Below are 23,404 nucleotides of genomic sequence, written 5' to 3'. Positions count from 1 at the left end.
AATCACCAGGCCCTGGGCGGCTGTCGAGACGAGAGATCCGGAGGGGACGATGGACACCGAAGCGCTCGCGGAACGGCTCCCGGCTCGCGCGGCCTGGGAGGAGACGGGGACGGCCCTGCTGCCCGGCGTGCTGGCGCCGGACCGCTTCCAGGCCCTGGCCGCGGAGGCACGCGGGCGGCTCGACCTGGTCACCGCGCACGTGCACGACCACACCAGCTCGCACCGCGACGGCTCGTTCGCCTCGCCGGTCCACTGCGGCTTCGTCCCGCCCGGGCCGGTGCTGGAAGCGTTGGCCTACGACAAGGTGCTGCTGGCCCGGCTGCGCGAGGCGACCGGCATCGCGCGCCTGGTGCCGCGCGGCGGCGCGGTGGTCCTCTACCGGAAGGGCGACTTCCAGGGCATCCACACCGACTCGGTGAAGTCCACGGTCACGGTGGGGATCGCGCTCACCGAGGACCTGCCGGCGATGGGCTGGGCGCCGCGCCTGCGCAACGCCCACCCCGACCACCTGGGGGAGGTCGTGGCCAAGCACGGCATCTTCCCCGAAGGCGAGGGCTTCACGACGCTCGCGCACCCGTACGGCGACGGCAGCGTGCGGGCGTTCGCCGGCTACCACGTCCCGCACTGGCGCCCCCGGCTCACGCTGCCGGTTGGTCTGCTGGTCACCATGTCGTTCATGGACCTGTGATGGCGACGACGCTGCGTCAGACCTGGCTGGCGGAAGGCCAGGCCCCGGTGCCGGACGACCTGGTGGACGCGGGGCTGTGGGAGGAGATCGCGGCCGAGGCGAAGCGGTGCGAGCCGTACGCGGTGGTGCGGCACAACCAGCGCCCCGGGCTGCTGTCGATGCGCGACGGATCGATCACCTCCCCGCAGCGCTGCAGGGTCCACACCGGCGGGGCCGCGCTCAGCGCGCTGGCCATGTCGAAGGCGCTGGCGGAGGTGGCCGGGGAGGCGACCGGCCACCGTCGGATGACGGCGATCCGCTTCGGCCTGAAGTACTACGCGCCCGGCGACTACATGCACGTCCACCGGGACGACGGGAAGTGCGAGATCACCTTCAGCTGCGGCCTCACCCCGGGGCTGGGCGCGATGGGCTGGCTGCCGAACCTGCGGTATCTGACCACCGAGCAGGTCGCCGGCCGTCTCGCCGACACCCCTTACCCGGAAGGCGAGAAGTTCCCGATCCGCCACCGGGTCCTGACCGGATTCGACGGACGTCGGATCCCCCACTGGCGTACCCCGCTCGACACCGCGTCGCGCGAGGTGCTGATCACCATCTGCTTCACCGACCTCTCGGTGTAGCAGTCCGTCCAGCTCAAGGAGGAACACAGTGCCCGACATCACCACGCCCGGGGTCGTCGTCGACCCGGCGGACTTCGTGGCCGAGCTCCACGCCGAGGGCAACATGCCGCAGAACTCCGGCGGCGACCCGGCTGTGCCCGACTCCGCCTTCCCCGACACCCACACCTACGACCTGCCCACCGTCTGAGGCGGCCGGCAGCCGGTAGTTGAGTAGCTGACCGCCCGGCCGCCGGGCACCGCCCATGACCTGGGTGTCCGGCGGCCGGGCTTCGCCACCCCGAGGAGGAAAGGCAGCATGCGCAAGGCGTTCTTCGACGGCACCCACCGCACCCGTCACCCCGCCGAGACCTGGGCCGCCATCCGGCCGCTGCTGGCGACGTACGGGATCACCCGCGTCGCGGACGTGACCGGCCTGGACGACCTCGGCATCCCGGTGACCATGGCCGTGCGGCCCCTGGCCCGGACCCTGTCCGTCGCCCAGGGCAAGGGCGCGACGCTGGACGCGGCCCGGGTGTCCGGGGCGATGGAGGCGATCGAGATGGCACGGCGAACGCGCCGTTCCCGCGCCGTCGGTGCGCGCGCCGGCCCGGGAGATGGGGCTGCCCTACCCGGTGACCGCGCTGGAGTCGCACGCCGGCTCGCTGCTGACCTCCCGCACCGTCCTGGACTGGATCACCGCCCGATCGGCCGTGGACGACACCCCCGTGCCGGTCCCGGCCGCGTGCATACGTCTGGGCAGGGAGGTCCACGACCAGTGGCGCCTGCACCTGCCCAGCGCCTCGACCAACGGCCTGGCCTCCGGCAACACCCGCGCCGAGGCCGTCGTGCACGGCCTGTGCGAGGTGATCGAACGGGACACGATCAGCGACCTCACCACGCCCGGCCAGCCGTGGCTGCCGCAGCTCATCGACCCGGTAACCGTCGAGGACCCGCACTGCGCGGACCTGATCGCCCGGGTACGGGCGGCCCGGGCCTGGCTGGAGCTGTGGCACCTGCCGAACCGGTTCGGCGTCCCCGTCATGGCCTGCTACCTGTGGCGCGAGGACCAGCCCGCGCTGCTGGTCTCCGGCTCCGGCGCCCACTTGGACCCGCACGTCGCCCTCTCCCGGGCGATCACCGAGGCCGCGCAGTCCAGGCTTACCCAGATCACCGGCAGCCGCGAGGACATCCACCCGGCTGCCTACCGCGACACCGTTCACCGCGGCCCCGCCCCCGCCCCGGCCGCCGGGGCGGACTGGGCGACCATCGCCCGCCGGTACGTCGCCGGCTTCGCCACCGATGACGGGGAGGCCGGGCACCTGGCCGCGCTCGTCGCCCACACCACCGGCACCCACCCCCTGGTCGTCGACCTGACCTGGGGACCACACGCCTGCGAGGAGTTCGCGGTGGTCAAGGTCCTGGCGCCGCACCTGCGCTACGACGCCCGCCACACCATCCCCCGACCCACCCAGGAGGTCGCCGCGTGAGAGTCCACGTCTTCGCCGGCCCCACCCTGCCGACTGCCCGCGTCCGCGAGCTCGTCCCGGGCGCGGTGTGCCATCCACCGGTCCGGCACGGCGACCTGCTGCGGCTCGACACCGCCCCCGGCGACACCGTGGTGGTCATCGACGGACTGTGGCACCAGAGCGCCCCGGTGCGGCACAAGGAGATCCTGCTGCTGCTGGCCGAGGGCGTGCGCGTGGTCGGCGCCGCGAGCATGGGCGCCCTTCGCGCCGCCGAGCTCGCCCCCTACGGCATGACCGGCGTCGGCCAGATCTTCGACCAGCTGCGGACCGGGGTCCTGGACGCCGACGACGAGGTGGCCGTCCTGCACACCCCCGACGGCCGGCCGCTGGCCGAGGCGCTGGTGAACCTGCGGACCGCGTTCACCCGCTGCTCGGCGGCCGCTCTGATCAGCACGGACGACGCGCGCAACCTCGAATACCTCGCCCGGGCCCTGCCCTACACCCGCCGCTCCTGGGCGGCGCTCGGCCGCGGTGCCCGCGCGGCCGGCGCCACCGAGGCGTTCGAGACCGTCGACGCCTGGCGCCGCACCCACCCGTACGACCTCAAGCGCGAGGACGCCGAGCTCGCGCTCGCCCTGGTCGCGGCCGGCCTGGCGCCGGTGACCGGCGCCGGGCCGTGGGCGCAGGAGCCGTGGCGGACCAGCTTCGTACGGTACTGGGCCGCGACTTTCCGCCCCGACGCCGCCGCGGTGCCGTTCCTCGCCGTGCTCCAGCACCAGCAGCTCTACGACCCCCGGTTCGCGGCCCGGTGGCGGGCGCGGGTCCTGGCCGCCGTCGCCCGACGTCCGCCGACCAGGGCGACGCCGGATCTGGAGAGCGCCGCGTTGCGGGTCGCCGCCGCCGAGGGAGTGGACACCGCGGGGATGTCGGGACGGCAGCTGGCGTTCTGGCTCACTCCCGAGGAGATCCGGGACCTGGTCCCCGCCGAGTCACTGCTGAGGATGATGGTCCGTTCGGCCCGGCTGGACGGCGCCTGGTCGGCGTGGCCGTCCACCCGCGCCGAGGCCGGGGAACTGCTCGAGGCGGGCTTGGCGACCACCGAGGCGGTCGCCGCCGCGTTCGCGCTGAACGCGGCCGTCGAAGCCGCCGATGCCCGCCGCAGCACCGCCCACCTGGACCCGGACCGGATCGCTCGCCACCTGGCGGCCCGCTGGCACCTGGCGGCGGACGCCGACCGGGCGGTGCTGGACGCGGCGGCCCGCGACCGGGCGTTTCGGGACTTCGCGGGCGCCGTCGAGGTCGCCCGCGCCTTCTACCTCGGGGCCCGGGCCGCGGAGACGAGCTCGCCGCCGGTCGCCGTCGCCTCTTCGTCGGTGGTCAGGGAGAGCCAGCGCACCTGACGGAGCGCCAGTGGCACGACGGCGGCCGCCGCGATCACCAGGGCGCCTGCGGCGAGGGTGGAGTGGACCCCGAAGGCGTGGGAGGCCGGTCCCGCAAGGAGGTAGCCGAGGGGGACCGGCAGGATCTGACCGAGCGTCGAGTACGACATGGTGCGGCTGAGGCGATCGGCGGGGATGCGCTCCTGCACTAGGGAGGCCCACACGGTCATGCTGATCGCCAGCCCCGTGCCGGCCGCCGCGGTCGCGACGATGAGAACCGGCAGCGGGGCGGCCGCGGCCATCGCGCCCAGCGGCAGCGCCATCGACCCGATGCCCAGGCACACCACCCGCCCGACCCAGCGCGGCTTCCACAGCAGCGCGACGGCGGCGCCGGCCACCAGCCCGGCCGTGAACCCGGACACCACCGCACCCCACAGCGCCGCACCGCCCAGGAACCGGGCCCCGTAGACCGGGCCGAGCAGCTGATAGCCAGCCAGCCAAACCGGCACGACCAGGGCGGACTGGCAGACCATCACCCACAGCCAGCGCCGCGAACGGAAGTCGTCCCAGCCCTCGCGCAAGTCGGCGGTGAACCGCGCCTTCAGCTTCACCGGCCCGGCGCTCAGGTCGATCCGCGCGAAGAGCACCGCGGAGGCGGCAAAGGTGAGCGCGTCCCACCCGATCACCCAGCTCGGCCCAAACGCCGCGACCAGCACCCCGCCCAGCGCGGGACCGGCCACCTTCACCGTGTTCTGCCCGATCTTGAGCAGCGCGTTCGCCGCGTGCCGCATCTCGGCGGGCACGACCTCCACCACGATGCCACCGGCCGCCGGGGTGAAGAACGCCGACGCCGCCCCGCAGGCCGCCGACATCGCCACCAGGTGCCACACCCGGGCGGCCCCGGCCCACAGCAGCACCACCGCCAGCCCCTCCGCGACGGCGCAGACGATGTTGGACCACACCATGACCCGGGCCCGGGAGAGCCGATCCGCCACGACACCGCCCACCAGCAGCAGCAGGATCTGCGGCGCCACACTGGCCGCGAGCACCAGGCCGAGCGCGCTGGCGCTCCCACCGATGTGCAGCACCGCGAACGCCAGGCCGATCGGGGAAACCGCCGATCCGGTCCAGGACAGCAGGCGGGCAGTGACGTGCAGCCGGTAGGGGCGGATCGCCAGCGGCGCCCCCGCCTCCCGGACGCGGGCCCCCCAGCCGATCCGTGGGACAGATCCTGGCGCTTCCCGGTCCAGCAGCCGCACGTTTCGCAAGATCCAACTCCGCCCAGAGAACACGAAGTCCCGGCAGCGCTGGGCGCCACCGGGAAGCTCGCACCGACTCTAGAGCAACCCGAAGATCGTCTGTCGCAGACGCACCAGGACGCGCCTCGAAGCGATAACTTCCCCACCACGAACAGCCGTTGAGGACTGCCACGGACTCGGTCGGATCCGGCCCCCGACCCTACGCGGCCGCGTCGCCGGCACACGCACCCGCGGGGCCGGCCGCGGCGGCGAGCGGGTTACGCCCGAAGAGTGAGTACAGCTCCGCGCAGGCCGCACCTGGACGGCGACCTCCAGGCCGCGTCGGCCCGCGCGCACCGAGGCGGCGTTGCGTGATGTCAGCGCGTCGTACCCGGCGGTACGGCCCGGTTTCCCGACGCGTGTGCGGGCCGGGGCGAGGAGGGCGGTCTGGCGGGCGAGGACGCGACGCAGGCCGTCGGCGGCCAGGGTGACCTGGGGGTCGAAGCCGAGCTCGGCCCGGGAGCGGGTCAGGTCCGGGCGCCGGTTGGGGCGCGGTGGTTCGGGAAGGGCGTCAGTGGACGGGCTTGCGGATGTCGCCGCGGTCCCGGGCGGTGAAACCATCCCCTGAGAACATGCGCCGGGCGGACGCCGCCGCAGGCTTCCCACGGGCTGCCGGACCGGCAGTCTTAAGGCGGGCTCAACGCCGCGAGGGCGATCTCCTTAAGGCAGGCTCAAGGCGCGGACGACCTCCTTGACCTGGCACTTGGCCCAGTCCACCTTGTTGTCGACAGCACACGGGAGACCCGACCCCACGCGGGACTCCCGTGTGCTGCACGCCGCCGCAGCCCAGCCTCTGCGTGCGTCCAACCGAGAGTTGCGGCGGCAGATCAACTCACATTTCTAGACCGTATCTCACGGACCATCAGGAGTCGTCCGCACTTCGCGGACGCTCACTCCCCCGCACCCAGGAAACGGACTCCGATGTCATCCTCACAGCACCGCCGACGTGCCTCCCGCAAGACGATTGCCCTGGTCAGCGCCGCCACAGTCGCTCTGGGCGCAGGCACCCTGGTCGCGCTCGGGACCGGGGCCAACGCGGCAGACACCAATCTGACGGCCAATGGCGGCTTCGAGACCGGAGACCTGTCCCACTGGTCATGCTCGGCCGGCACCGGCGCAGTCGTCACCAGCCCGGCCCACGCCGGGTCCTACGCACTCGAGGCCACCCCGACGGCCAGTGACACCGCACAATGCAGCCAGACCGTCAACGTGCAGCCCGGCACCGCCTACACTCTCAGCGGCTGGGTCCAGGGCCAGAACGCCTACCTCGGGGCGAGCGGAACCGGCAGCAATGACCCGAGCACGTGGAACAGCTCATCCGGCTGGAGCCAACTCACCACGAGCTTCACCACCGGAGCCAATACCAACAGCATCACGCTCTACACCCACGGCTGGTACGGCACGGGCGCGTACCACGCCGACGACATCACTCTCAGCGGCCCCGCAGGCAACGGGACTCCCACCCCGACCCCGACTTCCGCCTCCCCCACCCCGACCCCGACCCCCACGCCCACGCCCACAGGCAGCCCGAGCAGCGGCTTCAAGTTCGCCCCGTATCTCGATGCCAGCTTCGGCAAGGATCTCAGCCAGATCGCCGGCGCGTCCGGGCAGAAGTACTTCACCCTGGCATTCCTCAACTCCAACGGCGGCTGCCAGGCCACGATGGCGGGCGGCGACGCCAGCTCCAACATCACCGGCCTGCGCAACGCGGGTGGCGACGCCCTGGTCTCCACCGGCGGCTGGAACGCGAACGACCTGGCGCGACAGTGCGGGACCGCAGACAGTCTCGCCGCCGCCTACCAATCGGTCATCGACGCCTACGGACTCACAGCAATCGACTTCGACATCGAGAAGGGCGACCAGCAGGACAACCTCACCGACCACTCGATGGCCGACCGCCGATCCCAGGCCATCAAGATCCTGCAGCAGAACGCAGCCAACGCGGGAAAGACCCTCACGGTCTCCCTCACCCTCGGGGTGCTGCCGGAGTCGGGGCTCAACGCCGACAACCTCTACATCGTCAAGTCCGCGATCAACGCTGGCGTCCGCGTCGACCTGGTGAACATCATGACCATGGACTACTACGAGAACAACGGCGGCGCCATGGGCGACCGCGCGGCCCAGGCCGCCCAGAAGCTGCACGACCAGCTCGCACAGCTGCTCCCCGGCAAGTCCGACGCGGAGCTTTGGTCACTCATCGGCATCACTCCGATGATCGGCCAGAACGACGACCCCAACGAGGTGTTCACGGTCGCCGACGCCCGCACCGTCCTGGCCTTCGCCCGGCAGCACCACGTCGGGCGACTGGCCTTCTGGTCCGTCGGCCGTGACCAGCAGGGCTGCACGGGCGGCGGCGCCTCCGCCAGCTGCAGCGGGATCGACTCACAGCCGTACGAGTTCACCAAGGTCTTCGAGCAGTACACCGGCTGATCACTGCCCTACCGCTACCCGCGGCGTGCCCCTTCACCAGCCTCGGACAGTCGGACCTGACTGTCCGAGGCACGGGTCGGCCAGCGCGACCCCCGGGGACCTGCTGGACATGCCGGCAGAACGGCGGTGTCGGCGTCCGGGGTCTCCATCCACCGGTACCTGCCATCTTCACCGCTTTCGGTGTCCGCCATGGTGACGTGGCCGACGACGACGCCCGCCACGAGAAGTTCGTCGTCGCTGTCTGCGTCGCGTACACCGTGACGGGCGTGGCGGTCCGCCGTCCGCTTCGTCTCCACGGACAGGCTGGTGCAATGCCCGCCTCGTCCGATCGGGGCCCTCTCCACGGCGGCGTCCAGCAGCGGACCGGTGTCCTGGTCGAGGTCGCCCACCACGTGTCCACGCCTCAGGCACTCGCGCGGCGCGGGCGGTCGCGGAGCGACCATCGGGCGGGTATTGCCCGCCGTGCGAGCGTGGGCACTGTCCGGTCAACGGCAAGAAGAAGGCCGGGCCCGTCCCACGCCGCGGGGCACGCGTCATGACCTGGTCAGACCGGCAGCAGATGAACGCCCCCAGGCGTCAACTCCACTGGGGCAACGAGCCATCGTTCCGGGCGGCCCCGAACTGCTCCCCGCCAGTCCGGCCGGTTACCGGGCCTCCGCGGCGGTGGAGGGCGGCCGACCCGCGATCGGCGGCGGGCGGCTCTTGTCGTCGGCGCCCCGGGGCGGCCTGCGGTGAGCGCCTGTCGCTCACCGCGGACCGGTCTCGTCGGCCGGGCGGGTAAGCGGGTCAGGTGTCGGCTGCGGGCTTCTGGCCGTGCTGGGAGCCGCGGAGCTGCTCGTTGATGCGCAGGGCTTCCTCGAGTTGGTCTTCGAGGATGACGATGCGGCAGGCGGCGTCGATCGGGGTGCCCTGGTCGACGAGGTCGCGAGCGCGCATCGCGATGCGCAGCTGGTAGCGGGAGTAGCGGCGGTGTCCGCCCTCCGAGCGTAGTGGGGTGATGAGGCCGTGTTCGCCGAGGGCGCGTAGGAAGCCGGGGGTGGTGCCGGTCATCTCGGCGGCGCGGCCCATGGTGTAGGCGGGGTAGTCGTCGTCGTCGAAGGAGTCGGGGGTGTCGGGGGTGTGGGGCCTGTCGGTCGTCGTAGTCACTGCACCTCTCTTGGTTCCTGGGGAACGCGTCGAGGGGCCCCGGCGCCGTAGTGGCTCCGGGGCCCCGAAGGGGAACAACACCATCTACCGGCCTGGGCCGGGTTTCGTGTTCCGCACTGCCCCGGGGGTGGGGGTGTGCGGGGATCGCGTATGCGTGACCGGAAACCACCGTCCTCGTACTCAAAAGGGGGTCTGCGGTGTCCGCCCGGGCGATTACCTACCTCACGGGCCGGGCGATCCTGATGGCGCTCTGTCCCTCCGTTTCATCCTCTGTACTGATCGGGATGTGCGAACTGCTCGGTACTGCTCACACGGGTACTTCTCGGTACTGCTGAACTTCAACCACCTGGTACTGCTGTGGCGGCCCTGACGGGCCGTCCGGTCCGGCAGTCAGCCCCGTCGCCCGTCCTGCTCACCTGCTTGGCTTGGAACCCCACTGCCGAACTCCCAGCACGCGCGCCCGCAGCCCTGGCGCCTTTGCTGAGATACCGCGTACCGCGACTGCCGGTACCGCTCAACTCGACTTCACCTACTGGTACTGCATCTGCACTTGCCGCGGTACCGCTCGCCGGTGGCCCCTGATACCTGCGGGCCACCCGGCCCGGCCGCCAGTCCCGTCGCCGTCCTGCACCTGCTCTGGCTCCGGAACTCCGCTGCCGTGCCGTTGTTCGCGTCACTGCTTCACGCCCACCAGCCCGGCGTGTCCTGCGTCCTGCTGAACTGCGGTACCGCTTCGTGGCAGGCCCCTGATACCTGCGGGCCGCCCGGCCCGGCCGTCGGTCCTGTCGCCTTACTGCACCAACCTGGCTTCGGGACCCCACAACCGTGCCGACCTGCGAAATTCGGTACTGCGTCCCGCCAGTTCGTGTCTGGCGGGTACCGCTTGACTGCGTCTGCGAGAGAAACACTAACCACAGCCCCGGGCAATGTCTACTCTGGCCAGCACAGATTTTTCGGTTCGCCAGGGGAAGGTAGTCTTCGCCCCGCAACGGCGCGGACCAAGCACCCCGCGGCCCGCAACGATGAGCGGCACCACGAAGGAGAGGCGACCGGTGGAAGGGCCACAGGCCGAGCCCGCGGTGCGCGCAGCTGCGCCGCACACCCAGGCGTCGCTGCTGGCCGCCATCACCGAAGCCGTCCGCGACCGGGACCAGCGGGGCCTTCGCCGGCTACTGGCCCGCTTCGCCGAACAGGCCACCATCACCGAGCTACGCGCCCTGCGCGACGCGCTCGACCCCCGCCGCAGCCGACGGCCGGGCCCCCGGTAGCCGGCACGGGCACAACCCCGCCGCCACGGCGTACCGGGTGTCAGGTGGCGCGGACGGCGGCGTCCCAGGTAAGCAGCGCTCCGCCGAAGCCCTCGACGGCGACATCCTCATGGGTCGCCCCGGATGAACGCCGCCACTGGTGTGACGGTTTCCGGGCGCGGGGTGTGTGGCGCCGTACCTGGTGGGGTGGACCGGGTGCAGGCAGGGGAAGGGACTGGGGGCGGGCTCGGGAGGGCCGGGGGCGCGTCGGCCGTTCAGGTTGTACGGGGAGGGGGAGGGTGTGGCGTTCACCGCGGTGCACGCGGAGCGGGGCCGGCTGGATGCCAGCCGGGACGATCTCGGGTGCGGCTGGGCCTGGGCGTTGGTGCACCGGGCGCGGCCACGCGTGCCGCTGGCCTGCCCGGAGTGCGGGCACGGCATGCACGCCAAGCTCTCCCCCACCCGGATGCGGTTCTTCGCCCACGACCCCGGGGCGCCGCGCTGCGCGCTCGCCGGGGAGTCGATGGAACACCACCTGCTCAAGCTGCAGCTCGCCACCGCGATCCGGGAAGCCGGCTGGTTCGCCGAGCTGGAAGTCCGCGCACCGCACGGCACCTGGCGGGCGGACGTGATGGCCTCCTCCCCCGACGGCGCCCGCCGCATCGCATGGGAGGCGCAGCTGTCGGCGATCACCGAGGACGAGATACGGGCGCGCACCGAACGCTTCGCGCGTGACGGTGTAGCGGTGTGCTGGGTGGCCACCCGGCCCCGGCGGTGGCTGGGATCGGTGCCCTCGATCCGGGTCACCGCGCCCGGCACCGCGCCTGACGGCGGGCCGGACGGTTGGGAGGTCGCCGCGGGTCTCGCCCGGTTCTCGGTGCAGGCGTGCAGGCGGTGGTGTGCGTGCTCGCGGGGGCACGGCGACTGGGAGAGCGTCACGGCGCCGCTGGGTGACTTCGTGTCCTGGGTCCTTGCGGGCCGCGTCGCGCCGTACCGGGCGCCCGCGGCCGGACGGTACCGGCTGCGCGCGGACGGGCGGCCGTGGCAGGGGCACTGGAGCGCCCCCGCCTACGCGGCGACGGCCGCCGAGCACGACCAGGCGGACCGCGAGGCGCTGGGGGTCGGTGCCTGGGTCGTGTCCATGCGGCCGACGGCCTCCCTGCAGGAGGTCGAGGACGGCGCAGCTGGCGCCGGACAAGCGCTGGCGGCTGGAGGAGATCGATCCCTGGTGGAACCCGGCCTGGCCGGTCACCTGGCAGCGCGCGTACGTCGCGGCCAGGGCGTGGTGGCTGGAGTCGGTTGGGGGGCCTCGTGTCACGGGCGTCCCCGGGGACGGCGTCGCACGCTCCGGCCTGATCAGTCCGGGGCCGATCCGAAAGGACTTCCGTGGCCCTCCTGCCAAGCGACCGCCCGCATCACCTGCTCCTCGTCGAGGCCGGTGATCGCGACGACCTGCTCGTACATCTGCTCCCCCTCCAGCGGGTCGAGCAGGCGCACCGCCCGGGTGATCTGCCCGGACCACAGCTCCTCCGGCACGAACGGGCGGCGCAGGTAGCCGACGGCGAGCTCGATCAGGTGCGGCTCGCAGCACGCGCGCAGCAGTCGCTGGCCGTCGAGGCGGGCGTCCATCGACACCGCCGAGGAGTCCGGCGCCCGCGAGACCACCAGCTGCCGGGCGGGCACCATCCGGCCGCAGCCGTCGCACAGCTCCGGCGCGTCGCCGGAGCCGACCCCCTCGGCGGCGTCGGAGTGGTCCATGTCTCCGGTGTACGCCCCCGCCCCGGCCGGCGCGAGCCACAGCCAGCGAGAGGCGACGCGCCGCGGCACAGCTGGGCAGGTGGCTCGCCGGCAGGGGCTGCGCGCTGAGGCCCGGCCGCCGGGGGGGGTGGACGGCCGGGCCGGGATCGGCGACGGGAGTGGACACCGTCCTCCGACCCCGACCGTACGACACACTCCCCCGCGGCGGCCGCAGGCGCGCGGCCGGCCCACGGTAGCCGCCGACCGGTCAGAAAGCCGCCAGATCCCACCCGGAGTGCATCCGATCCCGCACAGGAACCGAGACACCGCCCGAACGCACTCAGCGGCCACGCTCGTCCGGGAGCAGCACCTCGACGCGGCGGCCGATGCCCAGGCCGCTGCGCCCGGTGGAGGTGGCGACGATCCGGCGTTCGCGCAGCTGTCCCCAGCCCTGGCCCAGGCCGATCCAGGAGCTTGTCGTGACCTCGATCCGCGCTGCGGACCCGGGCCAGTGGGACGGGGTGAGGATGACGCGGGAGTATCAGGAAGGGAATCCTGATAGTCCCGGGCCTGATGGCCGCGCGCGCCGACCCGCCCGGGGAGGACGGGTTGGCCTGGGCGCGGGTATGGGCGAAGGGGCATGGTGGGTCGTTAGCGGCGCCGGCGCGGGCGCCGGTCGGCGGGTACGCGATCGGGACGTGGCTGTCGGAGCTGCGGGCGTCGGCCCAGGTGCCGGCGGGCGAGCAGGGGGCGCTGTCGCCCGAGCGGCGGCGGGCGCTGGAGGTGATCGACCCGTGGTGGTGCCCGGCCTGGCCGATCACCTGGCAGCGCACCTATGCGACCGCCCGGCTGTGGTGGCTGGAGTCCGACGGCCTGGTCGACTGGACCACCCTGCCGGCGGACACCGTGTACGAGGGTGAGCAGCTCGGCCGCTGGGTGCAGGCACCGAGGGCCGGCTGGCCCGGTCTGGAGGGGGACCAGCGGGACCTGCTCGCCGCGAGAGGCATCGAGGAGGACCAGGAGCTGGTGGCCGCGAAGGCCGCTGCCGAAGCGAAGCCGACGGTGTCCCGCACGGACCGGTTCGCCCAGGGCCTGGCGGCGCTGGCGGCCTTCGTCGAGCGGGAGCGGCACGCCAACGTCCGGCGCCCGCACAAGGAGCCGCTGGAGAGCGTGGAGGCCGGCCCCGGCGGTGAGGAGCAGGTCGTGGTGTCGCACTTCGCCTTGGGTACGTGGCTCAACAACCAGAAGGCCCGCCGGGCGAAGCTGACCCCGGGCCAGCTCGCGCAGCTCGCCGAACACGGCGTGGAGTGGGCGTGAGCGGGCCGTCCCGGAAGGGCCGGGCGGGTGGCCGGCTGGTGAATCTGTTTGGCGCCCGTGCGGCCGGGGGCACTGTTCGCGGCCCGGCCCGGCGCTCCTCCACCGCCAGGGCCGGGCCAGGACGGATGTCGGCGTGCTGGTGGGGTCATGCGGGGCAGATAGGTCCGACGGACTGTCCGGGCAGGTATAGCGCCTTTTCGTCAGGGGTGAGGTCACGGGCGACGGCCTCGCAGATTGTGCTGATCGCGGCCTCCGGCGCGGCGTAGGTCCACAGCCGGGCGGTGTGGTCCCTGCTAGCTGTGACGAGGGTGCGGCCGTCGGGGCTGAACGCCACCGAAGACACCCAGCCGGTATGGCCGGTGAGGGTGGTGATGGCCTTGCCCGTCGCCACCTCCCACAACCGCGCCGTGCTGTCCCTGCTGGCGGTGGCGAGGGTGCGGCCGTCGGGACTGAACGCCACCGAGTCCACGGAATCGGTGTGGCCGGTGAGGGTGGTGAGTTCCTTGCCCGTCGCCACCTCCCACAACGTGGCGTCGTCGCCGTCGGCGGTGGCGAGGATGCGGCCGTCGGGACTGAACGCCACCGAGTCCATGGAGTAGGTGTGGCCGGTGAGGGTGGTGACGGCCTTGCCGGTCGCCACCTCCCAGAGTGTGGTGTAGTCGCCGTCGGCGGTGGCGAGGGTGCGACCGTCGGGACTGAACGCCACCGAGGACACTGCGCTGGTGTGGCCGGTGAGGGTGGTGACGACCTTGCCCGTCGCCACCTCCCACAACGTGGCGTCGTCGCCGTCGGCGGTGGCGAGGATGCGGCCGTCGGGACTGAACGCCACCGAGTCCACGGAATCGGTGTGGCCGGTGAGGGTGGTGACGGCCTTGCCGGTCGCCACCTCCCAGAGTGTGGTGTAGTCGCCGTCGGCGGTGGCGAGGGTGCGACCGTCGGGACTGAACGCCACCGAGTCCATGGAGAGGGTGTGGCCGGTGAGGGTGGTGACGACCTTGCCCGTCGCCACCTCCCACAGCCGCACCGTGCTGTCCCTGGCGGCGGTGGCGAGGGTGCGACCGTCGGGACTGAACGCCACCGAGTCCACGGAGTCGGTGTGGCCGGTGAGGGTGGTGATGGTCTTGCCCGTCGCCACCTCCCACAACCGCACCGTCCCCTCGTTGCCAGCAGTGGCAAGGGTGTGCCCGTCGGGGCTGAACGCCACCGAGAGCACGGAGTAGGTGTGGCCGGTGAGGATAGTGACGTCCTTGCCCGTCGCCACCTCCCACAGCCGCACCGTCCTGTCCTCGGCGGCGGTGGCGAGGGTATGGCCGTCGGGGCTGAACGCCACCGAGTACACGGAGTCGGTGTGGCCGGAGAAAGTCATAAGTTCCTTGCCCGTCGCCACCTCCCACAACCGCACCATGCTGTCCCCGGCGGCGGTGGCAAGGGTGCGACCGTCGGGACTGAACGCCACCGAGGCCACTGCGCCGGTATGGCCGGTGAGGGTGGTGATGGTCTTGCCCGTCGCCACCTCCCACAGCCGCACCGTGCTGTCCCTGCCGGCGGTGGCGAGGGTGCGCCCGTCGGGGCTGAACGCCACCGAGTACACGGAGTCGGTGTGGCCGGTGAAGGTGGTGATGGTCTTGCCCGTCGCCACCTCCCACAGCCGCACCGTGCTGTCCCTGGCGGCGGTGGCGAGGGTGCGCCCGTCGGGGCTGAACGCCACCGAGTACACGGAGTCGGTGTGGCCGGAGAAAGTCATAAGTTCCTTGCCCGTCGCCACCTCCCACAACCGCGCTGTGCTGTCCCTGCCGGCGGTGGCGAGGGTGCGCCCGTCGGGACTGAACGCCACCGAGGCCATCCAGTCGGTGTGGCCGGAGAAAGTCATGAGTTCCTTGCCCGTCGCCACCTCCCACAACCGCACCATGCTGTCCCTGCCGACGGTGGCAAGGGTGCGGCCGTCGGGACTGAACGCCACCGAGTCCATGGAGCCGGCGTGGCCGGTGAGGCGGTGGCGCAGGGGAAGGTTCGCGGCGGCGTTGAGGCTGGTGGCGGCTTCCCCGGTCGGGCTGACGCGGTAGGCGGCGACCGCGAGGAGGGCGGCGAGATCGGGGTTGGTGCTGATCAGGGAGTCGGACTGGGCGGCGAGCTGCCGGGACTGGGCGGCGTGCTGGGCGGTGACCGCTGTCTGCCGCTGCCAGAAAGCCACCCCCGAGGCGATCAAGGCGAGGGCGAGGAGGGTGGCCAGGACGGTGTTGAGGCGCCTGCTGCGCCGGATGGCGGCCTGCTGGCGGCGGCGTCCGGCATCGAGGAAGGCTTCGAGTTCAGCCGGCAGGCGGCGGAGTGCCGACCAGTCGGTGCCCTCCGCGAGGACGGTTCCGGCGGGTAGGTCCTGAGGGTCGCGGTGTTCCTGCCAGCGGGCGTGCTGGATGCGGGCGCGGTGGAGCCAGTCGTGGAACCGGGCGTCCTGCTCGACCCAGCGGCGCAGGGTGTCCCAGTCGCGGATGAGCGCGTCGTGGATCAGCTCGGCCACCGGGGTTCCCTCCGCGTCGCCCGCCGGCTCGGGCTCGCGTACCCGGTCGGTGGTGACGATGCGGTGGCGGGAGAGTACGGCCAGGACCTCCTCGACGGCCTGTAGCGCCTGGGGTGTGCCGTCGGCGGCGGCCAGGTCGCGTAGCTCGTCGAGCGGGAGCTGCTGGCGTACCGCCGGGATGTGCAGGGCCTCGTTGGCGGGGCGGACCAGGGCCGTCAGGATCCTCTGTGCGACGTCCCGCTGTCGCTGGTCGAGTTCGCGGAGGGCGGCGTTGTACCAGTCGGCCAGGGCGCCGGTGACGGCGCCGATGCGGCGGTAGGCCTCGTGGGTGAGGCGGCCGTCGTGGTCGAGGCGGCGTTCCCACAGGCGGGTGAGGGCGACTTCGAGCAGGGGCAGCGCGGTGACCGGCGCCGCGAAGTCCGCGGCCGTGCGGGGGTTCAGGGCCAGGACGTCGGCGATGATCCGCTGTGCCAGTCCCGGCTCGAAGCTCACCTCCAGGTCGTGGGCGGGCCCGGTGACGATCGCGTCCAGTTCGCTGCTGGTGAGCGTGGCGGGCACGTTGAGCACGCCCCGCGTCTGCAGTGCGGCTTGCAGCAGTTCGGGGGCCAGCGCGGACAGCCGGGAGTAGAAGTCGTCGCGCATCACGAGGACCACGCTGAGCGTGGCGTCGGACCCGATCGCCTCGGTGATCCCGGCGAGGGTCTGAAGGGCCTGTGGTCCGGCGGTGGGCGCGAGGAGTTCCTCGAACTGGTCGACGACCAGCACCACGCGGTCGTGGGTCGCATCGGCGGCCAGCAGTCCGGTGACGGCCGCCCCGATCCCCGCTGTGGCGGCCCCCGGGAGGCCGGCCTGTTCGAGGGCGGCCGGCAGGTCCGGGCCCGGCCGCGCGAGCACCTGGCGCCAGCGGTCACTGCCCGGCAGCCGTCCGGCCGCCAGCGCCGGCAGCACCCCCGCCTGGACCAGGGAGGACTTGCCCGACCCGGAGGGTCCGAGCAGCAGCACCACCCGCCGCCCGCCCGCCAGGCCCGCCAGAACCTGGCGCACCGCCTCCTCGCGGCCCCGGAACCAGCGGGCGTGCTCGGCGGTGAACGGCTCCAGCGCCCGGTACGGCGACACGTCGCGCACGGCCAGTGCGGGCCACGCTTCGCGCAGCACCGCGGTCGGGGTGGCGTAGGCGATGCCCTGGCCGCGGTCGTGACTGTCGGGCGCGGTGATGGCGGTGAGCATGCCGACCACCAGACCGGTCGTCTCGTCGAGGATCGGCCCGCCGCTGAACCCGGTGGTCAGATCGTTGGCACCGGTCAGCTGCAGCAGATCACCGGCGTCGTCGGCGGCCAGCAGCAGCCCGCCGGCCGTGGCGGACCCGAAGTGACCGCCCGGCGGTGCCTGCGTGGGAAAGCCGAGCGAGCGCACCCGGTGCCCGCGGCAGCCCGCCGCAGACCCCAGCGGCAGCGGGGCCGTACCCGCCGGCACGTGTTCCAGTCGCACGAGGGCGATGTCCTGCTCCTGCGGGTCGCGCCACCCGTCCTCCAGCACCCGGCCCCTCACCGACGGGGCACCGGGCGCGCGCGGGAAGACCAGCGACACCGCGTCACCGGGACCGTAGCCGCCGTCCACCAGAACGTGCGCGCAGCTGATCAGCAGGTCCTCGGCGACCAGAAAGCCGGTCCCCACCACCGCCCCGTCCCCATCGCGGACCTGGGCGACAGCGGCAGTCAGAGCATCAGCTGCGGGGGCCTCGTGCCCGGCGTTCACAGGATCAGCCCGACGCCGGGTCGCCCGTCGTAAGGGCGGGCCCGGTGTCGGTGTCGTCCTTGCGCCACACCATCGTCACCGTCAGATGGCAGTTGGCCGCAGTCTTGGTGATCACCACCCCGGCCTCCGTGGAGAGATCGACCCCGAACTCGACCTCCACCTCCGCCGGCCCCGCGTCACGCAACCGCCTCAGCACAGTGCGCGCCAGGTCGGTGACCGGCTCCAGGGCCGCGCTCAGCCCCACCGGCAGATCACGGATCGCGTCCCCGACCCGGCCCGCCTTCACCGGCCCGGCCGCACCGTCCGCGGCCTCGACAAGGATCGAGCCCCCGCCGTCCAACGGCACCCGCGCCAACTGCTGCCCCACGTCGTCCCTCCCCCTGCCGCCGCCCCCACGACGACCGCACCCACACCGTACAAGCGCGGACACCCCGGAAAACGGCGAACTCCCCAACGGACCCGGGACATCGGGCCGGCCGACTGCAAGTGCGCCTACGCCACCACCCGGCAGAGGTGGCTGAAGTCCGACGGCCAGGTCGACTGGACCACCCTGCCGCTGGACACCGTGTTCGAGGGTGAGCAGCTCGGCCGCTGGGCGTGGGCGCAGCGGGCCGGGTGGCCCGGCCTGGAGGCTGACCAGCGGGACCTGCTGACGGCGAGGCATCGAGGCCGACGCCGAGCTGGTGGCCGCAAGGCCGCCGCCGAGGCGAAGCCGAAGGTGTCCCGCACCGACAGGCTCCAGCAGGGCCTGGCGGCGCTGGCGCAGTTCGTGGAGCGGGAGCGGCACGCCAACGTCAGGCGCCGCACAGGGAGCCGGTGAAGGCCGTCGAGGCCGGCCCCGGAGGTGAGGAGCAGGTGGTCGTATCGCACTTCGCGCTGGGCACCTGGCTGAACAACCAGAAGGCCCGCCGGGCGAAGCTGACCCCGGGCCAGCTCGCACAGCTCGCCGAACACGGCGTCGAATGGGCCTGACCGTTGCAGCGGGATTCTCGGGACACCCACGCGAATCCGGTGCACTGACGGGGTTGGCTGGTCAGTGACGGTCGAGCTTCCCTCGTAGATGGGAGCCCGACCAGGACGAGCAGCTCACACCCTCAACGGACCAGCCAGACGTTTCCCACTCGACTCACGAAATGTCCTGGTCAAAGCCCGCTCAGACCTCGGTCCAGAACCCAGAACTCACAGTGTGGTGCTTGAGCTGGCCGATCGGCAGGTGCGACTTCAGTGCGGACAGGTAGGCGCCGTTCATGTCGAGCGCCGCCACCGTCAGCTCCGATTCGGTGCTCTTGATGAGAGCGGTGTTCTTCCACTTCGGGCGCGCTTCCCACACCTGATCGGGCGACGCCTTGGACGCCTTCCTCAGGATGTCCGGCAGCGGCGGGTGGTCGGTGTGCTCATACCGCGCGCCGACCCGGGAAGCGGCGAGGAGCGCCATCGCGTCCGGGATCGCCTTCTTGATCAGGGCGGCGGTTGCGGCGTCCACGTCGCCGCCGTGGCGGGCGAGTTCCCGCTCGACGGGGCGGCGGATCAGGTCCAGGAGCTCCGCCAGCGACACCGACTCGGAGCTCTCGCCGCCCGACCGGGCGCGGGGCGCAGCAGGGGCCGATGGCGCCGGAGCGGAGTCCGGCGGGGCCGGGGCCGGCTGCTGCTCGGGTTCGGCGGTCGGGGCGGGAGTGGGCTCGGGCGGCGATGCCGCGTGCGGGGTCTGGGGGGCCTGCTGGGCTTCCTCGACGGGGGCGGCCGAAGTCTGGGTTGTGGGTGCCTGTACGGGGGTGGTGGTGAGTTCGCAGAAGCCGCCGACGTGGGTGGCGACGCCGGCCACACGGTGGCGCACCGGGCGACCGCAGCGCACGCACGGGGCGGGCGCGAACATCGCGATCTCGCCGCCCGGGCCGCGGTCGAAGTCCGGGACCGGCACGGCCTCGCTCAAGGTGGCGGTGCCGGCGCCGGTGAGCTGGGTGGCGGGGGTCTGCTGGTCGTAGCCGACGATCTCCTGCACACCGTGCTCACGACACCGCCCGACGGTCGACATCGGCGGGAACCCGCTGGTGATGACGTCGCCGCAGGCCAGCTGCTGCCAGTACGTCGACGGCGTGAACAACGGCTCCGGCACCCCGGCCTCAGCCGCGGCAGGCACCGCCGAGGCCTCAGAGACCACCTTGGGAGCAGCAGGGGCGGCCTTGGCGGGGCTCGGGGGCCACTCCGCACGCACCGGCTCCGGCTCCGGGGCAGCCGGGGCGAACGTCGCCGGCACAGGGCCGACGCCTGACTGCCGGGCGGTGTAGGCCTCCGTGGCGCGAGTCGGCCCGGCCAACAACTCCAGCACGTCCAGTCCCCAGTGCGCCGCCAGGGCATCCACATCGTCCAGCGTCCACGCCGACGCCCCGGACTGACGACGCGACACCTTGTCCTGGGTCAGACTGATACCCGCGGCCAGCTGCGCCTGAGTCTCCTCGGTGACCTGACGCAGCGCCGCGACAGTGATGCGCAGCGTCTGCAGCGTACTCAATGACATGGGTCCGACCCTACCCTGCCCAATGCGAATTTTCCATGCAGCATGAGAAATATGACTTTCTGTCGTGATGGTCGAGCGACGGTGCGAGGACCGATCGTTGTCCGGACGCCGGGCGGACCGTGACCGGGGACCGCGCGTTGATCTCCGCCGCCGCGGCTGGCGGCACCCGGCGGATCCGGATCCGGCCGGGGCGCCTCCGACCGGTGCGCGGTCACAGGCGACCGCCGAAGTCGAGAGAACGACCGCCAGCCCCCAGCACCCCCCGCGCGGCCTGGCGCCCGGATTGGGACCGACCTGGCGGGCGAGTGGTGCTGCCGGATTCGAGCCCGACACCTGTGCGCCGATCAGGTGGGAGTAGCAGCGTCATGTATGCAAGACGCGGGCCCAGCGGTGATCATCTTTGACATGGGCTCCACAAGAGGGAAGGACCGGTACCGGCGAGCGGCAGGCGTGGTTGCGGCCGTGGTGTGTGTGACGGGGGGCGTCTGGGCACTGGTGAAGCTGGGCACTGCGGAGCTGAGTACGTCCGAGCAAGTCGGGGTGTTGGGCCTCCTGCTGGGTCTGGTGCCGATCGGGGCCGGGGCGGTGCGGCTCCTCAAGCCCGTGGGCGAAGTCGATGTAGAAGGAGCCGCTGCCAGCCTGGCCGGGGCCGTGGAAGCCAGCGAGCTGGCGCAGCGCCTGCAGCTGCTCGGCGGGGACGATCATCCGATCGACGTCGGCTTCTCCTTCCGCAGTGCTCCTTCGCGTGTTGCCGAGCACGCCGGAGCGGCTGGGAGTCTGAGTGAGATCACCGACTACTACCGGCAGCTGCGGCCCCGGCGCCTGGTGATCACCGGTGCGCCCGGGGCAGGCAAGACCGTGCTGGCACTCGAGCTGATGCTTGGTCTGCTCGAGGGCCGCGGGCCCCATGACCCGGTGCCGGTGCGCCTTGCCCTGGCCAGTTGGGATACCACTGTGACGCTGGAGGAGTGGCTGACCGGCGAACTGGTCGACATCTACCGGCTCAGCCGTGGAACCGCTCGGGCGCTGGTCGAGCAGCGGCGGGTGCTGCCGGTTCTGGACGGTCTGGACGAGATGGACGCCGTCGGCGCCCCTCGCGGATCCTCGCGAGCAGCTGCGGCGCTGGCGGCCCTGAACGCGTACCAGGCCGGTCGCAGCAAGGCGCCGATGGTGTTGACCTGCCGCACGGCGCAGTACGAGGCGCTGGCCGGGAGGGCCCGGCTGCTGGACTCGGCCCGCGTGGAGGTCGAAACCGTCACTCCCCGGCAGGCTCATGCCTTCCTGGCAACCCGAGTGTGGGATCCACAGCTGTGGGGCCCAGTGCTGGACACCCTCGACCGTGATCCCAACGGCGCGGTGGCCCAGACGCTCTCCACCCCGTGGGTGCTGACGCTGGCCATCATCGTGTACGAGGCTGACGGCGACCCCGCCGGGTTACTCGACCTGGCTGAGCCGCATGACATTCGGCAGTACCTGCTCGACCGATTCGTACCGGCCGCGACTGACCTGCACGTGCGCGCGGGGAACACCGCCTACGAACCCGGGGACGTCGAACGCTGGCTGACCGTCCTGGCCGACTACCTGAACGACAACGCCCGCACCGGCCGCACCGTGGGCGGACAACGGCTCTCCGCCGCCGACTTGGTACTGCATCGGCTCTGGCCGATCACGGCTGGCCGAGTCAGAACTCTGGACACGGTCATGTGCGCGGCAACCGGGCTCGTGCTCCTGGTCTGGCTCGGCGCCGCCACCTTCGAGACGACGGAGATCGTCGCAGGCACCGTCCTGGCGCTGCTCGTAGGGTCCTGGATCGTCGTGGCCAGCAGGATCACCTGGCCCACCCCGAAGGGCATCGATCTACGGAGGCTGCGCACTCGTGCCGGGCGTCGTGCAACCACCGTTCCTCTCGCGGTCGCACTCTCGGTAGCGCTCGTATGCTCGCTGGCATTGGCCCTTCTCGCGGCTTACCCTGCGGACTACCCGCTGCCTGGCTACCCGCTGATGGATGCGCTGGCGAACGTGCTCACTGTGGCTCTCCCGATGGGGCTCATCGGCGGGCTTGCGTTCGGACTCAGAACCAATCTGGAGACAAGTGCGCCGCGCGGCGCAGTTGATGGCCCGAGGGACCTGGTCCGTGCCGACGCCCGGGCAGGGCTCACGGTCGGGCTCGGCGCCGGGCTTGCGGCAGAGCTCGCGCAGCTGGCCCAGGCCGGGTTGACGGACGGGGGCCTTTCGCTGCAGAACGCATTCGGGGGTATCGACGTTCTTGTCGTAACCCTGGCATTCGTGTGTCTCGCAGGCCTGCTGATCTGGGCCGGCGCGTGGCGCCGGTACGTGGCGACGCTGCTGTGCACACGAGGCCGCCTGCCATGGCAGCTCGGCCGTTTCCTCGACTGGGCATACGGTGCCGGCCTTGTCCGGGTGTCCGGGACGGCATATCAGTTCCGACATCGAGAGCTGCAGGACCACCTGGCCGGCAGAGTCAGGACGTCGCGACATGCGCCTGCGGTGACTTGACCACCCGCCCTGGTACACCAGCGCACCACAGGAGACGTACGACCAGCACCCACGGGTGGTCCAGCACGAGCTCCGCCATCACGGTGGTCGTTCCTGGTGAGACACCACAGCTTGCGGCCGTGCGCTTGGCCGTCCTGGCGTACCCTCCCCGTGTCGCGTAGGTCCATGAGCGCGTCCCGGAGCGCCCGGTCCGGTTGCTGTCCGGGGAGGACCAGATGCCAAGGCTCCCGCGGGGCGGCGTGCTGGAAGAGGGCGAGCGCCACCAGCACAGGGCCGGCCTCGTCGATCCCCGCTTCCACAGCCCACCAGAATCAGCACCGGAGGCAGGGGGAGGCTGGGGGGACCCGGTGCTCGGGTTCGACACCCAGTCGTGCCGCATGAACAAGGGTCGGGTCAGGACGGCGTCGCCGAGCCGCTGCGCGCGCAGCACGAGCCCCAGCTTCTGCGAGCCCGGATCGGCCGCATGCGTGTAGAGCACGCCGCCCTCCCGTGTGCCGCGGTCGAGCAGCCACTGCTCCAGCTCAGAAGGCACTTGTGCCCGACCAGCGGGGTGTCCTCCAGCGTGGCCTGGGGGCCGCACCTCGCGTCGACGGCGAGAAGGGCCACGGCGGTTCGTTGGCGGCGCTGGCGCGGCGCGGGCCTCGGTCGGCGGATACGCGATCGGACGTGGCTCTCGGAGCTGCGGGCCGCGGCCCAGGTGCCGGCGGGCGAGCCGGGCTCGCTGTCGCCCGAGCGGCGGTGTCGGGGAATGTCAGCAGGACGGCGTTGTGCTGCTCGCTCATCGCACTCCGATCGGGC

At 72.3% G+C, this 23,404-nt stretch carries 17 protein-coding genes and 1 pseudogene; 12 read left to right on the top strand and 6 right to left on the bottom strand.

What is annotated here, in order from left to right:
• The first annotated feature begins 49 nt into the window (after positions 1–49).
• The 5 genes from OG871_RS39345 to OG871_RS39325 all read left to right on the top strand — a co-directional run bounded on the left by OG871_RS39345 (position 50) and on the right by OG871_RS39325 (position 4,150).
• A complete protein-coding gene (locus OG871_RS39345) occupies positions 50–688 on the top strand; it encodes a hypothetical protein (protein ID WP_371493416.1) in 639 nt (212 codons plus the stop codon).
• The gene (locus OG871_RS39340) at positions 688–1,305 is read left to right on the top strand and encodes a hypothetical protein (protein ID WP_371493418.1); all 618 of its coding nucleotides are present in this window, start codon (positions 688–690) and stop codon (positions 1,303–1,305) included. Before OG871_RS39345 ends, OG871_RS39340 begins: the two co-directional genes overlap by 1 nt.
• 28 nt (positions 1,306–1,333) lie before the next feature.
• Positions 1,334–1,492: a hypothetical protein gene (locus OG871_RS39335; protein WP_371493419.1), complete on the top strand. Its 159-nt coding sequence runs from the start codon at positions 1,334–1,336 to the stop codon at positions 1,490–1,492.
• A 385-nt stretch (positions 1,493–1,877) separates the two neighbouring features.
• Complete coding sequence (locus OG871_RS39330; RefSeq protein WP_371493420.1) at positions 1,878–2,771, top strand: YcaO-like family protein; 894 nt, start codon at positions 1,878–1,880, stop codon at positions 2,769–2,771.
• Complete coding sequence (locus tag OG871_RS39325; RefSeq protein ID WP_371493421.1) at positions 2,768–4,150, top strand: TfuA-like protein; 1,383 nt, start codon at positions 2,768–2,770, stop codon at positions 4,148–4,150. Before OG871_RS39330 ends, OG871_RS39325 begins: the two co-directional genes overlap by 4 nt.
• Here the strand turns inward: OG871_RS39325 and OG871_RS39320 are convergent.
• The gene (locus tag OG871_RS39320) at positions 4,063–5,388 is read right to left on the bottom strand and encodes an MFS transporter (protein ID WP_371503182.1); all 1,326 of its coding nucleotides are present in this window, start codon (positions 5,386–5,388) and stop codon (positions 4,063–4,065) included. The genes OG871_RS39325 and OG871_RS39320 overlap by 88 nt on opposite strands.
• A 960-nt stretch (positions 5,389–6,348) precedes the next feature.
• Between OG871_RS39320 and OG871_RS39315 the strand changes: the two genes are divergently transcribed.
• Positions 6,349–7,857 (top strand): carbohydrate binding domain-containing protein, encoded by a 1,509-nt coding sequence (locus OG871_RS39315; protein WP_371493423.1) that lies wholly within the window; start codon positions 6,349–6,351, stop codon positions 7,855–7,857.
• A gap of 786 nt (positions 7,858–8,643) precedes the next feature.
• Here OG871_RS39315 and OG871_RS39310 read toward each other — a convergent pair.
• Positions 8,644–8,925, bottom strand: coding sequence for a MerR family transcriptional regulator (locus tag OG871_RS39310; protein ID WP_371503183.1), 282 nt, complete (start codon positions 8,923–8,925; stop codon positions 8,644–8,646).
• A gap of 1,130 nt (positions 8,926–10,055) precedes the next feature.
• Between OG871_RS39310 and OG871_RS39305 the strand changes: the two genes are divergently transcribed.
• Both OG871_RS39305 and OG871_RS39300 read left to right on the top strand, forming a co-directional pair.
• On the top strand, positions 10,056–10,271 hold the full coding sequence (locus OG871_RS39305; protein WP_371493424.1) for a hypothetical protein: 216 nt from the start codon (positions 10,056–10,058) through the stop codon (positions 10,269–10,271).
• Between the two features lie 166 nt (positions 10,272–10,437).
• Positions 10,438–10,998: pseudogene (locus tag OG871_RS39300) on the top strand (competence protein CoiA family protein); the annotation flags it as partial.
• A 608-nt stretch (positions 10,999–11,606) separates the two neighbouring features.
• On the opposite strand, the gene OG871_RS39295 reads toward OG871_RS39300, so the two are convergent.
• A complete protein-coding gene (locus OG871_RS39295) occupies positions 11,607–12,008 on the bottom strand; it encodes a hypothetical protein (RefSeq protein ID WP_371503526.1) in 402 nt (133 codons plus the stop codon).
• 552 nt (positions 12,009–12,560) lie between these two features.
• Between OG871_RS39295 and OG871_RS39290 the strand changes: the two genes are divergently transcribed.
• On the top strand, positions 12,561–13,304 hold the full coding sequence (locus OG871_RS39290; protein WP_371493425.1) for a helicase associated domain-containing protein: 744 nt from the start codon (positions 12,561–12,563) through the stop codon (positions 13,302–13,304).
• 145 nt (positions 13,305–13,449) lie between these two features.
• On the opposite strand, the gene OG871_RS39285 is transcribed toward OG871_RS39290, so the two are convergent.
• On the bottom strand, positions 13,450–17,493 hold the full coding sequence (locus OG871_RS39285; protein ID WP_371493426.1) for a trypsin-like peptidase domain-containing protein: 4,044 nt from the start codon (positions 17,491–17,493) through the stop codon (positions 13,450–13,452).
• Positions 17,494–17,578: 85 nt separating this feature from the next.
• On the bottom strand, positions 17,579–17,941 hold the full coding sequence (locus tag OG871_RS39280) for a CU044_2847 family protein (protein WP_371493427.1): 363 nt from the start codon (positions 17,939–17,941) through the stop codon (positions 17,579–17,581).
• A 198-nt stretch (positions 17,942–18,139) separates the two neighbouring features.
• Here OG871_RS39280 and OG871_RS39275 point away from each other — a divergent pair, with 198 nt between their 5' ends.
• Positions 18,140–18,394 carry a hypothetical protein gene (locus OG871_RS39275; RefSeq protein WP_371493429.1) on the top strand — a complete coding sequence of 85 codons (255 nt, stop codon included), beginning with the start codon at positions 18,140–18,142 and terminating at the stop codon, positions 18,392–18,394.
• On the top strand, positions 18,391–18,546 hold the full coding sequence (locus OG871_RS39270; protein ID WP_371493430.1) for a hypothetical protein: 156 nt from the start codon (positions 18,391–18,393) through the stop codon (positions 18,544–18,546). Before OG871_RS39275 ends, OG871_RS39270 begins: the two co-directional genes overlap by 4 nt.
• 181 nt (positions 18,547–18,727) lie before the next feature.
• Here the strand turns inward: OG871_RS39270 and OG871_RS39265 are convergent, their stop codons facing one another.
• Complete coding sequence (locus OG871_RS39265; RefSeq protein WP_371493431.1) at positions 18,728–20,089, bottom strand: hypothetical protein; 1,362 nt, start codon at positions 20,087–20,089, stop codon at positions 18,728–18,730.
• 390 nt (positions 20,090–20,479) lie between these two features.
• Between OG871_RS39265 and OG871_RS39260 the strand changes: the two genes are divergently transcribed.
• Positions 20,480–22,606 carry an NACHT domain-containing NTPase gene (locus OG871_RS39260; RefSeq protein WP_371493433.1) on the top strand — a complete coding sequence of 709 codons (2,127 nt, stop codon included), beginning with the start codon at positions 20,480–20,482 and terminating at the stop codon, positions 22,604–22,606.
• The last annotated feature ends 798 nt before the right edge of the window (positions 22,607–23,404 follow it).

Source organism: Kitasatospora sp. NBC_00374 (assembly GCF_041434935.1).
In the GTDB taxonomy this organism is placed as follows: domain Bacteria; phylum Actinomycetota; class Actinomycetes; order Streptomycetales; family Streptomycetaceae; genus Kitasatospora.
The sequence above is the reverse complement of the archived record's forward strand: the minus strand, read 5'-3'. Positions and strand labels throughout refer to the sequence as shown.

Bases quoted from the DNA above. Each gene is read 5' to 3' on its own strand.
- OG871_RS39295 (WP_371503526.1), bottom strand. From the start codon at position 12,008: ATGGACCACTCCGACGCCGCCGAGGGGGTCGGCTCCGGCGACGCGCCG.
- OG871_RS39265 (WP_371493431.1), bottom strand. From the start codon at position 20,089: ATGTCATTGAGTACGCTGCAGACGCTGCGCATCACTGTCGCGGCGCTG.
- OG871_RS39290 (WP_371493425.1), top strand. From the start codon at position 12,561: ATGGCCGCGCGCGCCGACCCGCCCGGGGAGGACGGGTTGGCCTGGGCG.
- OG871_RS39315 (WP_371493423.1), top strand. From the start codon at position 6,349: ATGTCATCCTCACAGCACCGCCGACGTGCCTCCCGCAAGACGATTGCC.
- OG871_RS39310 (WP_371503183.1), bottom strand. From the start codon at position 8,925: ATGGGCCGCGCCGCCGAGATGACCGGCACCACCCCCGGCTTCCTACGC.
- OG871_RS39345 (WP_371493416.1), top strand. From the start codon at position 50: ATGGACACCGAAGCGCTCGCGGAACGGCTCCCGGCTCGCGCGGCCTGG.
- OG871_RS39340 (WP_371493418.1), top strand. From the start codon at position 688: ATGGCGACGACGCTGCGTCAGACCTGGCTGGCGGAAGGCCAGGCCCCG.